The sequence below is a fragment of the Thermoflexibacter ruber genome, from assembly GCF_900113045.1.
Lineage (GTDB): Bacteria > Bacteroidota > Bacteroidia > Cytophagales > Thermoflexibacteraceae > Thermoflexibacter > Thermoflexibacter ruber.
Genome location: NZ_FONY01000061.1, coordinates 1 through 15,374, shown reverse-complemented (window position 1 = coordinate 15,374; position 15,374 = coordinate 1). Strand labels below are relative to the sequence as shown.

12 protein-coding genes and 2 pseudogenes are annotated in these 15,374 nt (G+C 36.7%); 5 read left to right on the top strand and 9 right to left on the bottom strand.

What is annotated here, in order from left to right:
* The 3 genes and pseudogenes from BM141_RS23220 to BM141_RS20760 all read right to left on the bottom strand — a co-directional run.
* Positions 1-244 (bottom strand): annotated as a pseudogene (locus BM141_RS23220) (IS982 family transposase); the annotation flags it as partial.
* Between the two features lie 105 nt (positions 245-349).
* On the bottom strand, positions 350-1,201 hold the full coding sequence (locus tag BM141_RS20765; protein WP_091549378.1) for a M1 family metallopeptidase: 852 nt from the start codon (positions 1,199-1,201) through the stop codon (positions 350-352).
* 85 nt (positions 1,202-1,286) lie between these two features.
* Positions 1,287-1,886 (bottom strand): hypothetical protein, encoded by a 600-nt coding sequence (locus BM141_RS20760; protein WP_143091042.1) that lies wholly within the window; start codon positions 1,884-1,886, stop codon positions 1,287-1,289.
* 243 nt (positions 1,887-2,129) lie between these two features.
* Between BM141_RS20760 and BM141_RS20755 the strand changes: the two genes are divergently transcribed.
* On the top strand, positions 2,130-2,711 hold the full coding sequence (locus BM141_RS20755) for a YqgE/AlgH family protein (protein ID WP_091549376.1): 582 nt from the start codon (positions 2,130-2,132) through the stop codon (positions 2,709-2,711).
* 204 nt (positions 2,712-2,915) lie between these two features.
* Positions 2,916-4,859: a DUF349 domain-containing protein gene (locus BM141_RS20750; RefSeq protein WP_091549375.1), complete on the top strand. Its 1,944-nt coding sequence runs from the start codon at positions 2,916-2,918 to the stop codon at positions 4,857-4,859.
* 113 nt (positions 4,860-4,972) lie between these two features.
* Here BM141_RS20750 and BM141_RS20745 read toward each other — a convergent pair whose 3' ends face one another.
* A complete protein-coding gene (locus tag BM141_RS20745) occupies positions 4,973-5,164 on the bottom strand; it encodes a histone H1 (protein WP_091549380.1) in 192 nt (63 codons plus the stop codon).
* A gap of 282 nt (positions 5,165-5,446) precedes the next feature.
* Here BM141_RS20745 and BM141_RS20740 point away from each other — a divergent pair, with 282 nt between their 5' ends.
* Positions 5,447-6,139: a TapB family protein gene (locus BM141_RS20740; RefSeq protein WP_091549374.1), complete on the top strand. Its 693-nt coding sequence runs from the start codon at positions 5,447-5,449 to the stop codon at positions 6,137-6,139.
* 70 nt (positions 6,140-6,209) lie between these two features.
* Here BM141_RS20740 and BM141_RS20735 read toward each other — a convergent pair whose 3' ends face one another.
* From BM141_RS20735 to BM141_RS20715, 5 genes are all read right to left on the bottom strand, one after another.
* Positions 6,210-8,630: a TonB-dependent receptor gene (locus BM141_RS20735; protein ID WP_091549373.1), complete on the bottom strand. Its 2,421-nt coding sequence runs from the start codon at positions 8,628-8,630 to the stop codon at positions 6,210-6,212.
* A gap of 116 nt (positions 8,631-8,746) precedes the next feature.
* Positions 8,747-9,274 carry a hypothetical protein gene (locus BM141_RS20730; RefSeq protein WP_091549372.1) on the bottom strand — a complete coding sequence of 176 codons (528 nt, stop codon included), beginning with the start codon at positions 9,272-9,274 and terminating at the stop codon, positions 8,747-8,749.
* 8 nt (positions 9,275-9,282) lie between these two features.
* On the bottom strand, positions 9,283-10,032 hold the full coding sequence (locus tag BM141_RS20725) for an MbnP family protein (RefSeq protein WP_091549371.1): 750 nt from the start codon (positions 10,030-10,032) through the stop codon (positions 9,283-9,285).
* A gap of 26 nt (positions 10,033-10,058) precedes the next feature.
* Positions 10,059-11,405, bottom strand: a complete 1,347-nt coding sequence (locus tag BM141_RS20720) for an NAD(P)/FAD-dependent oxidoreductase (protein ID WP_221407724.1) — start codon at positions 11,403-11,405, stop codon at positions 10,059-10,061.
* Between the two features lie 109 nt (positions 11,406-11,514).
* Positions 11,515-13,173 carry a VRR-NUC domain-containing protein gene (locus BM141_RS20715; RefSeq protein WP_091549370.1) on the bottom strand — a complete coding sequence of 553 codons (1,659 nt, stop codon included), beginning with the start codon at positions 13,171-13,173 and terminating at the stop codon, positions 11,515-11,517.
* Between the two features lie 362 nt (positions 13,174-13,535).
* Between BM141_RS20715 and BM141_RS20710 the strand changes: the two genes are divergently transcribed.
* Both BM141_RS20710 and BM141_RS20705 read left to right on the top strand, forming a co-directional pair.
* Positions 13,536-14,561: a hypothetical protein gene (locus BM141_RS20710; RefSeq protein ID WP_091549369.1), complete on the top strand. Its 1,026-nt coding sequence runs from the start codon at positions 13,536-13,538 to the stop codon at positions 14,559-14,561.
* Between the two features lie 178 nt (positions 14,562-14,739).
* Positions 14,740-15,374 (top strand): annotated as a pseudogene (locus BM141_RS20705) (hypothetical protein); the annotation flags it as partial.

Sequence of the window (15,374 nt, the reverse complement as noted above, 5' to 3'; positions counted from 1 at the left end):
ACGTATAACTGTTTGGAAAATAAGATTTTAGATAGCCTTTAATAATACTTTGATAGTAATATTTGAAACATTTCATGCCTGATATATGATAATAAATCACAATTGCCATGATTTCTGAACAAGACATTTTTTCTTGTGGTACAACTTGTCCTTGACTTAATTGATACTGTTCAAATTTTTTAGCAAAGTCATCACAAGTAATGTAAATTTCTATTAGTTTTGTTGTGTTCAATATTAAGTACATAGTATTCTTTGATTAGTGTAATTTTCAAATATACTATATTTATTAATATTGAACATTTTTTATCATAAAAAATTGACTTTTAAGCAATTACCTCAATAACTCACGTTATTTACCAATCGCCATCATGAAAAGGTAAGGCGCATGAGGCTTGTCCTGTAGCCAGTGGTCAGTACGCGTGCCATCAGGATTGTTCTTAGAACTTAAAAGCCTTCCATTAGACAAGGTAACATATTGTTTATCAACGGTAATAAATACTTCTTGGGTAGTTTTCACATTTGGGGCATCAAAAGTAGGAAACCAGCAAGAGTTTGCCTCTGTTTCTCCCTGCGTCCAGATTTGTTGAGGTTTATTTTTTTCCTGACCCAAAGGGTTGATAAAATAAAGCCCTTTGTCCTGTGTAATGGCGGCACTGCCTTTGACCTCTAATTCATTGGGCTTGGCAGTATAGACAATTCTAAGGTTTAATTTTTCATTTTTCGTATATTTTTTCTGTAAGGCTATTTTGAGTTTTTTGCTGTCATACTGATATTTTAATGCTTGTGAGGACTTGCCCTCTACCGATTCAACTTTTTGAATATCAAAGCCTTTGGCATCTAATTCTACGGAGTCTTGTGGATAGAAATACGGGGACATGGTTAAGGTAGCCGTTCCATGCAAGTATTGCTTTTGCCAATCAAAACTTACTTCTAACTTGGTGTGTATCAATCGGAATTTTCTTGTTCTCTCAGGGTTGTATTCCCCTTTTTGAGTAACCCAAAGGGGTATGTCTTCTACTTTTTCGGTAGTATCTACGGCTACCTCGTCCAAGATACGAGTCGCTAAGGGGTCATCAGAAGTATTTTGGGCTATATTTCTCTTATTTGAGTTATCTATGGTTTGATTTTCAGTGCTTTTACAAGCAAAAACAAACAAGGCAATAAGAAAAGAGAGAAAAAGTTGTTTTTGAATATTTATCATAAAAGAATCGTTTTGGAAGGGTCAAAGTTAAGTAAGCAAAGTTAAATAAAAAAAAGTAAATCAATAAGATTATTATTTTGAGGTCTTAACCTAATTCATATTTTTCTTTTTGCAGACTAAGCAATTTTTGGACTTTGTCCATGAACTCATCTAACTTTGCCGACTTGAAGTCTATAAAATAGTTGAATTGGAGGGACTGATAAGCCGTAATTTTTAGTTGATAAGCTCCTACCCAGCCGTAGTACATCAGAAAAATTCCTGAGATACTTAGCGCAAAACTTAACCACATAGAAGTAGTAATATGCAAAAAAAAGCCTATCATGGACAAAGGAGCTACTATGCCCCCTATGATAAGGGGAAGCAGGAGTCTTTGAAAATGCGTTTCTACATCATTGATTTGCCTTAAAGGAAGGATTTTTACACTCTCCCCCCAAGCCTTGTTAGCTGTTTTGATACAAAGTACTTTATTAGTCAAAATAAGGCGGCTGTTAGTAGAGAGGTGATACTCGGCTAACACATTCTCCCTCTGCCTCAACCAGTCGTAGTAGTAGGTATAATCATATATGTATTTTTCTTGGGGCAGTCGAGGCTTGCTCAGATAAAAATGAGGTATTGAGGTTGTACTTTGGAGATAAATATATTTTTTTTCTTTCATCACGTCCATAATCCGTTGAGTTCGTAGCATACAAGATTTACTTTACTTGCATGGAGTAAAGTTGGCAAGATAAGAGAATATATCTTAAAATGCTTGAATTTTTTTGTTTAAATTACATTTCATCAAACTATGCCGTACATATTATAGTTGCTTATTTAGCAGAAAAAGAATTAACTTTCTACAAGGTTTTTCTATTTTTATTTTTCCCAAATTTTACTTTATTTTGAAAATACGTATTTTTATACTTTCAAAAAACTCATCAAAACAGAATCTATGATAGAGGGACTTAGCAAGAACTTAAATGCTGATTTGAAAGTGGAGGCAGGCTATTTGCTTATTTCTGAGCCTTTCCTTCCCGACCCTAACTTTGAAAGGTCTGTAGTACTCATTTGTGAGCATAAAGTAGAATCTGGCTCTTTCGGTTTTATCCTCAATAAACCTACCGAATTACAGGTAGCCGAAGTCATAGAGGTAGAGGCAGCTCATAACAGCGTGTTTTTGGGAGGTCCTGTGGAGCAGAATACCTTGCACTTTATCCATACTTTTGATACTATCCGAGATGCTATTCCTTTGAAAAATGGAGTGTATTGGGGGGGAGATTTTGAGCAGTTACGGCTGTATGCTGAGAGTGGCATGGTGAATAGTGGAAATTGTCGTTTCTTCATGGGTTACAGTGGTTGGGGGAAAAATCAACTAAAAACTGAACTGGAGCAGAACTCATGGATTATTGCTAAAACAAACCTTAAACAAATTTTCCAAATTCCGCCTGAGGAACTTTGGCGTAGCCTCCTTCGTACTATGGGAGGCAAATACAAAGTCTTTGCAAGTTTTCCTGATGACCCCAGACTAAACTAAAAGCCTCATCTCTCATTTTGCAAATTATACATAGTTATTTGCTTGCAAATTTTTTTAAATTCAATTCTATTGCTTATCTTTGCCTCTCAAATTTTAAAACACAATATTTTAAACCTATATTTTAATGTTTTACGGTACAATGCGTAAACAATTATCCTTACGTATTGTTTTAAAAGTCAGTTTTACGAATATCATCTTGAATCAATGAATATGGTAGATAACGAAATCAATGTGCATGAAAGCGAGCAGATTTTAGCAAGCGAGCAGGAAATGAATAACGAAGTAGAAAATAACAATGATATGCCCTTTGCTGAAACCAATGTGCCAACGAGTGAGGAGCAGGAAACCTTAGCTATTGTCAGCGAAATATCTCCAGACAGTACCTTAGAAAATACGGTTGAGGATAACGAAGAGGAAAATGAACTCAGCGAAGAGGAGGAAAAAGATTTTTCTCATTTGACTAAGGAGCAGCTTCTTGCTGAGAGTGAGGCATTATTCAAAGAAACAAGTTTTCGTAAGATTGACAGCGTGTTGCGCCAGCTTAAAGCAGAAATAGATAGAATCAATCGCGAGGCAAGAGAAGAGCAACTAAAGAGGTATTTGGAAGCAGGCGGGGAAGAAGATGGTTTCCAGTACAAGCAAGATAGCATTATTGAGGCTTTTTACGCTAATTATAAAGCATTAAAAGAGAAAAAAGCAAAATATTTTGCAGAGCAAGATAAGAAAAGACAAAAGAACTTAGAAGTTAAAAACGACATTATCAAGCAAATAAAGGCGATTGTAGAGACAGGAGATACGACCAAGCAGTCCATAGAACATCTCAAAGAACTCCAAAAAAAATGGAAAGAAACAGGGGCTGTTCCTCCAACAGAAACAGAGCAGCTCTACGAAACCTACAACGCCCTGCTTGACCGTTTTTATAGTCAGAAAAACATAGACAATCAACTTGTTGAGTTAGATAGAAAGAAAAACTTAGAAGCAAAGACTGAAATCTGCAAAAAGGCAGAGGCTTTGTTGGAGTTTTCCAATATTAATGAAGCTATTAGTCAGTTAAACAAGTTGCATGAGGAGTACCGCTCTATCGGTCATGTACCCAGAGAAGAACAAGAGGCTCTATGGCAGCGTTTTAAAGCCGCTTCGGACAAACTTTACGATAAAAAGCGAAATTTCTTAGACAATGTAAAGAAACGCTTGGAAGAGAATATGAAACTCAAACAAGCACTTTGCCTAAAGATAGAGAGTTTTCCAGAGTTTAACTCAGATAGAATAGCAGACTGGAATCAGAAAACTAAGGAAATTTTGGCTTTACAAGAAGAATGGGACAAAATAGGTCCTGCCCCTCGCGAAGTTGCCAAAGATATTAACAAGCAGTTTTGGAGCAATTTTAAGACTTTCTTTAATAACAAAGGTCGTTTTTTTGAAAAATTAGAAAAGCAAAGAGAAGAAAACCTGAAAGCCAAAATAGCTTTATGCGAGCAGGCTGAAGCCGTCAAAGAAAGTACTGAGTGGGAGGAAACTTCTGATTTGTTGAAAAAACTACAAGAGGATTGGAAGGAAATAGGACCCGTGCCAGAGGCACAGCGAGATGCTATTTATGAAAGATTTAAGAATGCTTGTGATTACTTTTTTAATCGCAAGCGCAATCGCAAATCCTCACAAGACCAAGAGTTTGAGGCAAACTTAGCCAAGAAGAAGGAAATATGCGAAGCCATAGAGAAAATGGCGAAAGCAAAGGAAAGCAATGTAGATAAACTTATGGAGCAGTTAGACGCTTGGTTGGAGATTGGCTTTGTACCTCGAAAGGCAATGAATAGTATTCAAGAAAGAATTACTAAAGCCATAGATGCTTTTATCAATGCAATGCCTGTAAGTGGAGAAGAAAAAGAAAAGCAAAGATTTGCCGCTCAAATCAAACTGATGGGTAATGCAGGAGGTTCTGACCGAAAAATGATTCGCAAAGAACAAACCCTTCGCAAGCGAATCAATAATATAGAAAATGATATTGCTTTGTGGAAAAATAATTTGGAGTTCTTTGCTCAATCAAAAACAGCTGATAAGCTCAGAGTAGAGTTTAACAGCAAGATAGAGGAAGCCACCAAAGAATTAGAATCATTAAAAGCACAGTTGAAAATATTGCAAAATATGTAGTATAGCAAATTGATGTCGCATAGTTTGTGTTTTAAAATTGGAAAAGTTCCACCTTTTAATTCAAAGTGGAACTTTTTTAGTTTGCCATAGAGTATTTCTCAAAGTCGATATGCTTATTTCTTTTTTGCCTCTTCCTTGTTTTTGATTTCTTGTACCTCTACTCTAATATCCTGAGCCATTGCTTTCAAATCTTGCATTCCCTTACGAATACGCGTGCCTGCGGTTTGATTATTCTTCTCGTAAAACTTCGAGAAGTCCGCCTCTAAAGACATCACTAAATTTTTAAGTTCCTCAAACTTGTTCATAATATTTATGCGTTTTGGTTTAAAAAAATTAAGTAGGTTTGAATTGTACATGAATTTTTTGTAAAAACTCTATCAAACTTACAGAAAAAGGCATATTTTACAAATTTTTAGGATAATTTTTTACAAATACTTCTCGTTTTTTTAATAAAATCTTACATCATATCTATATCTGGATTAAAAATTGTTAAAGTAGTTTTATTGGAGAATAGTATCACATCAAAATAACTTTCCTAAAACTAACTACATCGAGTATTTTAATCTTTGTACTAAAAAAAATCAACAATGAGAAAGTCGCTTTTTTTATTTATTATTAGCTTATTTAGTAGCATAAGTTTTGCCCAAGACTGTAACAGTTTTTACAACTTTAAAGAAGGAACTTCCTTTACCTTACAGAACTTTAATGCCAAGAACAAATTAGTAGCCTCTACCAAACAAAAATGTCTTTCACTAAGCCAAAGCAGCAATACTTTTAATATGACCATGCAGTCAGAAAGCTATGATGAAAAAAATAAAAAATTGAGTGAAGGCACATTCGTCATTCGCTGTGAAAATGGAGTTATCAAGTTTGATATGAAAAACCTTGCGATGAGAGATATGCCTGACATGAAAAATACGGATATGAAAGTAGAGGTTACAGGTGATGAACTTGACCTTCCTGCAAACTTAGAAGTAGGACAAGTACTCAACAACGTAAACTATGGCGTAAAAGCCACTATGGGAGTGATGAACCTCTTTAATCGTCAAATCAGCATCAAAGACCGCAAAGTAGAAGCTAAAGAGTCAGTTACTACTCCTGCGGGAACTTTTGAATGTTACAAAGTATCCTATACAACAGAAACTACAGGATTATTAGGCAAGAAAGTTAATATCAAAAGTATAATTTGGTATGCTAAAAACTACGGCATGGTCAAGGAAGAGAGCTATGATGACAAAGGCAAACTGGTGGGTTATACTTTGCTTTCAGAGTTTAAGTAAAAAAAGATAACCCCAAAATCAAGCCTTTACAAGGCATAGTGTCCTGTAAGGGCTTGATGGAGTACTTTTGTTAAAAATTTGCTCTCAAAGCAAGGATAAAATTCCTACCCGGTGCCACTATGCCAGAGCTATACGGGCGATAGCGCAAATCAGTCAGGTTTTCTATACCTGCACTCAACGATAAGTTTTCATTAAGTTGGTACAGTGTCTTGAAGTTCAAAGTCAGCCAACTTGGCGAGTAAGGTCTGCCGTTAGCATCTATAGCAAAAATGAAATCGTTGGCTCTACCTTCTGCCGAGAGGTTTTCATAGCTTACTTCTCCGCTGTACATAGCATAAAACTGGACGTTCAGTTTAGGGATAGTATAGCTTAGGCGGGTTATGCCAAACCAAGGTGCCGCATGTCGCAAAGGGCTGGTGCTTTCATTGTCCAATTCTTCTTCTCCTTTTTGGTAGTTGAACTGAGAGAAGAAACCAAAGCCCGAAGATGTTTTGATTTCAAGACTTGCTTGCACTCCATAGACACTTGCCTTTGCTGCATTTTGAATCGCTTGTACTCTACTCTTTGTATTGTTGTAAACGATGCTGTCTTGTCCATTCAAGGTAAAATTACGCCTTACTAAAGCATTATTAAGCAAAGTATAGTAGGCAGTTACATCTATTTTGACTACCTCTCCCAAGACCTTAGCAATGCCTATTTCTGCATTATAGGCATATTCTGCCTTCAAGTCTGGGTTAGGAACAACTACTGACCCTGGTTGCGAGTCAAATACTTTACCTATGTCGTCCACATTAGGGGAGCGAAAGCCTGTAGCCCCGTTCAGGTGAATAGACCACTCAGGGCTGGGGTTATAAACTAAGCCCAAACTCCCTGTCAAAGCACCATTGCTTAGATTTGCCTTAGAGAATGGGAAAGGATAAAAAGGCAGGTTGTTGGTAAAATCTGCCTCTATGCCAAATTGATTGTAGCGTCCCCCTCCTTGCAAAAGTAGTTTTTCCGAAGCCCTAAACTGATAATTCAAGTAAGCGGCATAAGATGACCACTGGGCATTGGGATAGCGAGAAGCCCCTAAGACCATTGTATTGTTAGTGATATTTTCATCTGTACCGAAAGACTCGACATCGTTAATTACTGCCTCGGCACCATAGAAAAATTTATGCTTATCTACGGTCTTGACAAAGTCAAAGTTAGCAGAATAGGCTTTAACTTTTTCTACTTTAATGAAACGAGTAGGTCGGTTCAAATCTCGCTCTATCCTACTCTCCTCGAGAAACTGACCAGCTAAGCGAATACTCATCTGGTCGTACAACTTATTATCGCCATAGTGCGTGATATTCAAATGGTTCATCATCCAAATCTGAGGACCGTAATTCCATTCTGCACTTCTCGGCTGCCCACTTCGCAGACGCAAAAGTCTATCATAGCGAGAATAGCTGGTAGTAGCAGAGTAATGAAAGGCATACTGAAAGTCCCATTTTTCCGTAGGGCGAAAGCGAATTTTCTGCATCAAGTTAATTTGCTTATAGCCTGAGGGTTTCTGAACTAAGGGGTCTTCATTAGTAATGACTACGTCTGTATTGCCTTGACGCTGTACGTAGTTGGTTCTCAAATACTCTTTTTGCCCGTTCGTTCCCATACGCAAATCTCCAAAGTCATTGCTGGAGAAACTACTCACTAAAGCCCATTTTCTCCAACCAATATTGAGGTCAAAATGTCCTGTTTTTTCGTTATTGGCAGAGGAATAACGCATAACTGCTTTTCCTGTAGTCAAAGGTTTTTTTTCTGTACTGAATTGAGGAGTAAGAGTTTGAAAGCTCATGACCCCGCCAAGCGCATCACTGCCGTAAATGATAGAACCTGTGCCAAATAGTACTTGCACATTTTCCATAGCAAATGGGTCGAGAGAAATCACGTTTTGGATATTTCCACTGCGAAAAATGGCAGTATTCATGCGTACTCCGTCCACCGAGTAAAGCAAGCGATTGGTGGCAAAACCGCGAATCATAGGACTACCTCCGCCTTGCTGACTTTTCTGGACAAAAACTTCGCCTGAAACGCCCAGTAAATCTGCCGTTGTTTGTGGATTTTGCAAGGCTATGTCCGTAGCACTTACGCTAATAATGCGGGAAGGCACATCTAACTTGCTCTGACTCCAGCGAGTAGCCGCTATGACTACTTGGTCAAGTGAAACATTTGCCTCAGTTAGCAACACCACAAAACCCGCCTGCTCAAGAGTAGAATAAGAGACTACCTCTGTCTTGTACCCCAGTCGTCTGATTTCTATTTTCTCCACCTCTCTGAATGCAGAAATATCTGCTTGCCCCTTGCTATTAGACATGACTACTTTCGAGGAAGCATGATTTTGAATAAGTACATTCTCCACAGGCAAATCAGTGTTTTTATCTTTGACTACTAAGGTCTGCCCAAGTAAAGTGAGCGGACATAAGCAAAGAAGTACAAAAAAAAGTTTTTTGTATAAGTATTTTTTCATCTGTAAAATCTGAGTTAAGTGTAATGAATTTTTTGAGTATAGTAAAGTAATCCCACTTTTCCCATTTGTTTAGTGGAATACAGATAGTACTAAATTTTACTAACGACAGGGTTATTTTATGAAAACTGAGGCGGTGGTGAGGGAATATCAGTAAAAATTTGGTAGTATGAAGTTAAAACAAAGGGGGGCAAAAAAACTTGACTTTCAAAAAGATAAACAGTATGATAAATGCTTTCAGGGAAATAGCCTTCTATAAGCAACGGCTTATGCAAGTTTGTTTTCTTAGTTTCTAACTCTTTTTGCTGATTGTTTTTAAAGCTATTGACAAAAATCTCCTCGTCTATATCATGCTCACAGTAAAAATAAGTGGTATCATGTTTTACAAGCATTTTTACTACATCATACCATTGATTGTTGTAAACAAATTCTTTCCCTTGCTCTTCCCAACGGAAGTGAGGGTTCTTTTGTTGTTCGTGGAGGCTAAGTTTGATTAAAGTAGATTGAGTATAAAATTGGGAATTGCTTGCGATATTTTCCCACATACTTTCTTTGATTTGGTATTGACGGTATCTGAAAGTAAGCCAAAAACCAATCCAATGATAGAAGAAAATAACCACAAGCAATATGGAAACAAGTTTTTTCAAAATATTTTTTACAGTCCTACCTTTTCTATACTAAACATAGTAGCATAATTATCAGCTACTTTACCAGCTACTTCACTAAACATTACTGTCCTATGCTGCTCAATATCAATGCGATTGGGAGAGTTAAAAAGTTTCGCAATTTCTACGCTGATATTGATAGTAGGGGTTTTGCCTTCCTCAACTTTAAGATTTTCTACAGAAGGAAAATTCAAGAGGATAGTACGATAGTTTTCATCAGCCCCTACGTGATAAACAAGTCCTCTGCGTTCTCCTGTAGAGAGGAACACATTGCCTTCCAAAAGTAAAAACTTATAGCCAGTTTTCCAATCCCAAGCCATATTATTGCTGGGGTCTAAGTCCCCTACTTGGTCAGTAGATAAGTTGCGGGGTTTGTCTATGCCTACGGCAAACTCTATTTGGTCGTATTTGCCTAAGGTTACATTTTTAATCACAACCTCGTCTATGTGCGTATCTGATTTGCGTTCTATGAGGTGATAACTGTCAGGTTCGGTAAATACTTTTCCTGTTTGCGAATTTATCAACTTGATGTTGCTAATATAATACTTCAATTCACTGACCGTAAACCTTCCTCCCAAAGCCGTAGTATAGGTAGTATTTTCTAACAGCAAAGGGCTGTTATTCATTAAATTAGCAAAATTAAGACTTACATTTGCAGTAGCGATATTTTCCTTCTTTTCACAAGAAGTCAGCAAGACAAATAAGAAAACTACATAAAGATTTTTGAATAAAGTTTTCATAGTTTAACTTGGTTAAAATGAATTATTTACTTAAAATAGCTGTCAGACATATTTTGCATCTTCTCTCTAAAAAACGGTCTGATAATCAATCTGGTTGCACGGTCATAAGTGAAATAATTCCAAAACCAATTTAACAAAATGATAATCTTGTTTCGAAAGCCAACAATAGCTATTAAGTGAACAAAAAGCCATACAAACCAAGCAAACATTCCTTGAAACTTCCATTTGGGCAAGTCCACTACCGCTCTATTTCGCCCAACGGTCGCCATGCTTCCTAAGTCTTTGTATTCAAAAGGCTTCATTTTTCCTTTTTTCTTTATCATGCTAATCAGGTTTTTTGCTAATGTTTTGCCTTGTTGGATAGCTACTTGGGCTACTTGTGGGTGTCCATTAGGATATTTTTCTGATTTGGTAAAAGCAATATCACCGATGGCGAAAATATTTTCAAAACCTACCACTTGGTTATACTCATTGGTTAAAATACGATTACCTCGTGTGATAGCTTCTTTAGGGATTCCCTCAATCAAATTGCCTATGATGCCTGCTGCCCAAATCACTGTTCTGGTGATGATTTTTTTTCCATTACTTAGCGTTACCTCGCGCCCGTCGTAGTCTGTTACTGTGGTATTTAGCCATACATTGACGCTAAATCTTTCAAGATATTTTAATGCTTTTTTGCTTGCTACTTCTGACATTCCTTTTAGCAAGCGGTCATTACCATCTATCAAATGTATGTCCATTTGCCTAAAATCAAGCTCAGGATAGTCCAATGGAAGCACATGCAACTTCAACTCTCCCAAAGCCCCCGCCAGTTCTACCCCCGTAGGTCCTCCCCCTACTATGACAAAGTCCATCAAACTTTGCTTTTCGTCATAATCTTTTACTAAGGTAGCTTTTTCAAAGTTTTGCAAGATATGACTGCGCAAGTCAAGGGCTTGGGGTAATTGTTTCATCGGAAATACTGCATTGGCAATCTTTTCATTGCCAAAGTAATTGGTTTTTGCCCCAGTGGCAATCACTAAATAATCATAAGTCAAATTACCGATAGAGGTTTCTATGGTATTACTTTCAGGAATAATTTTTTGTACCAAAGCTAAGCGAAAGAAAAAATTTTCTTCTTCTTTAAAAAGTTTTCTAAGAGGTCCCGCAATAGAATCTGGTTCTAAGCCTGCCGTAGCTACTTGATAAAGAAGAGGTTGGAAAGTATGATAATTATAGCGGTCAAGCATGACTATCTGCAATCCCTTACCAAGTAATCTCTTGGCAAGGTTTAATCCTGCAAATCCACCACCGATAATTACTACTCTTGGAATATTCAACTCTGGTATGTGCATGGCAACTGCACCATGTATCTGAAGGTCTTGATAAGGCATAAGTTTAGATTGTTTTTTATTATAGGCAAAAATAATGTTTTTTGTTGGATAAAAAGTAAGAAAGAGGACATTATGTAATTTTAATTACTCGATGCCACCACTAAGTTTTTTAAAGGAAACTTACCCTTAACACTTTGGCATTGATGCCGACCTCTTGGAAAAACGAAAGCCAAAAAACTTGATGGGCAGAGAGGTGGTCGTTAGGGGATTTGACCTCAACAAAGTAGTAAGTATCACTGTTCCAAATAAATAAATCAGGGAATCCTTTGGAATATTCCTTGATATTTTTAGCAATCTCGAGTAGCACTATCCCGATTTGGTCAGAGTCAAGCAAGTCGTATAATTTAGTTAAGTGAAATAACAAGTCTTCGTGCCAAAATACAAAGGGATTGGCTCTGCCTTGTTTATAGGTGATAATCTCCTGAATATGAGTTAAAAAACTTTCCTCATTTTCTAAAATTGCCGTCCTTGCTAAGAGTTTGTCTTGCCTCTTTTCCCAAAAATCTTCCCGCATCAAATCCGAAGGAGCAAGTTGAAAAGGGTGGTGGATGGCATCTTGGTTTTCATCAAAAATAATGTCCCAAAACAGCACCCCAAACAAGGCATTCCAAAGATAGTTTTCTGTAAAAAGCCCTTCAAATCCCTGATTTTTAAAATGTTCCAATGCGCCTAATTCTACATTGCTTTGGAAAAAACTATCTATGCTAATGCTCTCTGCTTGTTTGAGCCATTGAGTAGTAGTGCGGGTAGATTTTCCCTTTTGCTTTTCTAATTTTTCTCTGAAATCTATGGCAAATAATTTTTCTTCTGGACTCAAAGGCTTGATTTCTAATTTTTTACAAAGTATCAGAGCCTCCTGCTCAAAACCCAATTTGTAGAGCAGTCGTACCTGTCTTTCCATAGAAGGAGGTTTGCTGGTGTACTGATAGACTTTCAAAGCCTCTTGGTCTAACTTACTTTTTTCCAATAACTTGCCTAAGTCCAAGCAAAGTTTGTCAAAAAGTCTTTGGGCGGATTCGTGCAGGTATTGCCAATATGCAATTTGGGACATAAACCAATCGTACAGCTCCTGAGCAGAGTAAAGTACAGAAAGAAAGCCAAAATGCTGATAGGCTTTTTCCATTTTTAGTTTGTCCTCTGCTTCCTTGCGACTTTTAAAAAAAGAGGTATATTTTTCTTCGCTAAACTGCTCATACTGAACGTGTCCCAAATCCCTAATCACAAAGCGTGTCATGTCCATTTCCAAGTTCCCAAAGAATAAATACAGCAAAAACTCTACTTCTGCCTCAAACTCTTGCTTGATGATTTCCTCTTTTTGGGCAATGATTGGGATAAGTTGCTGAAAAGGCAAATGTTCCAAAATCCACAAGGTAAGAGCTGATTTTTTCGCTTGTTTATTGGGTTTTTCCCCTGTTTGCCCGATGATGTCCATGAGTTCATTTTTTGTGAAAATTTCCAACAAAAATAAAATCTTGTCCTCTTGCTCAGGCAAAAGTGAACTAATAAATTGTTTTTCAATGAGTTCATTAAGAGCATTAGGAATATCTGCGATTTCTGCGTAGCGTAGCTGTTTGGTTTTAAAGAAAATCTTTCTGCGATTGACAAATCGGATAAAAAGGCATTGGGCATCTTCGGAAAGGGTTTGGAAAAGACGAATAAAATTCAATTCGCGCTCTTGTAAAAGAGGCATGGATTTTTTTTGCACAAAATCTAATAGATACCAAAAATTTGTCAAGTAATACTTTGGAGGAAGCTCTATTTGCGCCATTTTTCCGCTTTATTTTTACAAAAATAACACTTACTTTTCATTAAAAAAATACCAAAATTACTTTTTTAAGGAAGGAAATAGCTTTTTTTGTTAGTATATCTTAATTTTTTGGCTACTTAGGATAGTTTGGGTAAATTTATGCTTTATGATTGATTAAGTAGCTTTGTAAATCATTTTAAAAAATGTCGACGTGAGAGATTTTATAACTTTGCAAAAAGGAATAAAAATAACAGATGGAACTTTTAGAAACACAGATAAAAATTAATAGTATTATCACAGGCGATTTAGCAAAATATTTTACTGAAGTATGGGCTTTTTAAAGATGTATTGCCCAAATACTAACACTTAAAAACGATACGCTTATGAAAAACATTTTTTTAATTCCAATTTTATTGATGTTTGTACCTATTTTCTCTTTTGCACAGTCCAACTTTAAGGGGATAGTAGATTACGGAGATTACCAATATGAATATATACTTAGTCCTACTAAGCAAAAAGGGAGATATGACTTCAAAATGAATGTTCTTATGGAGAACAATCCTCCAAAGTTAATTTACCAATCTTTTGCCACCATAGACGGCTCGCTTGAGCAAGGTAGCCAATACAAGGTGCGTTTTTTCTACGCAGAAAAAGTCAATGAGCAGTGGAAAACAGACCCTACAAGCTATGCAGAAGTTGGTTTTGACCTCACACAAAACAAAATGACCCATGACAACAGAGGTATTATAGCCAAGAAAGAAGCCCAAGAACTTGTTGATGTGCTAAATATTGACTTGGCAAGGGAAAGTATTAATGAAAGCCAAGCTGTCGATTATACAGTTCAATATTTAGTAGTCAATTATAATCAGGTATTTGGAAACTATGCTATCTCAGACCCCAAGAGGCAAACAGTAGTGCAGTTAGGAAAGAAAAATACAGCTATTTTCGTATCCCCAGAGGAAGCCCCTAACAACTTTAGAGATACTTTAAGTTACAAAGGAAAAAACTACGCTTTTCAGCTAACTGAAATGAAAAAATACCATTATAGTTTGATTATCAGCTTGGTAACAAAGGGAGAAGATATTATTAACGAAGAGACGGTGTATAGCTCTGAAATACGAGTAGAGGACAAATCAGGCAACAAAGACTATTATGGAGTAAAGATTTTGTACGCACAGGGTAATAGTTATGCTTGGAAAACTTCACCTCAGTCTTTCGTGCAAATGAACTTTAATTTTACTAAAAAAACAATCCAAGTACACGTAGAAGGGAAACTTGCCGAGTTAAATACAGAAAAAATTTCCAAAGAATACAAACTTCCTAACAAAGAGTATTACACTAAAAAAGACATGTTAGGCGATGGGGCCCGTTTCTTTGTAAGGAACTTTCAAAAGGCTTTGGTAAAGTAAGTTATTGCAAGAATTACCTGTTAAGTTAGTCGCTTTGGAAGAGGAAAATCATAAGTTGTGAGCCGAGGAGGCTGATTTACGTAGGCGTTTGGGCGTGGACATTACCAACAGCACCCCAGCAGTGATGACGATAAGAAAAAGAAAATAGTAACCGTATCCCAAACATAACATATTGAAAATGAGAAAAGCAACTTTTTTATTTCTTTGCTTCTGCCTTGTCAGATTTTTGCAGGGGCAGCCTATATCACTACACCCACAGCAACCTCATATCTTTGTTTACAAAGGAAAACCAACTTTGCTCATAGGTTCTGGAGAGCATTATGGAGCAGTGATGAATCTTGGCTTTGACTATAAGAAGTACTTGGCTACTTTGCGACAAGACCAACAAAATATTATACGCATTTTTGTTGGGGCGCATAGAGAACCTGCTAATGCCTTTGGTATTCAGCGAAATACTATGTCCCCCACTGATGAGCAGTACATTTGTGCTTGGGAGAAAACCGCAGAGGGCAAGTATGACCTGAACCGTTGGAACCAGGCTTATTTTAATAGATTAGTAGATTTTGTCAAAGAAGCAGCAAATAATGAAGTCATTGTAGAAATTAATTTATTTTCTTCTATTTATGGTAGCGATATTTGGTCGCTTTCCCCATTAAACCCTCAAAACAATATACAATCTTTGCCCAGTCTTCCTATCCAGAAGATTTATACAGTGGAAAATGAGGGCTTTCAAACTTATTTAGAAGCATATACCCGAAAGTTAGTACAAATACTCAATCCTTTTGACAATATTTTTTATGAAATACAGAACGA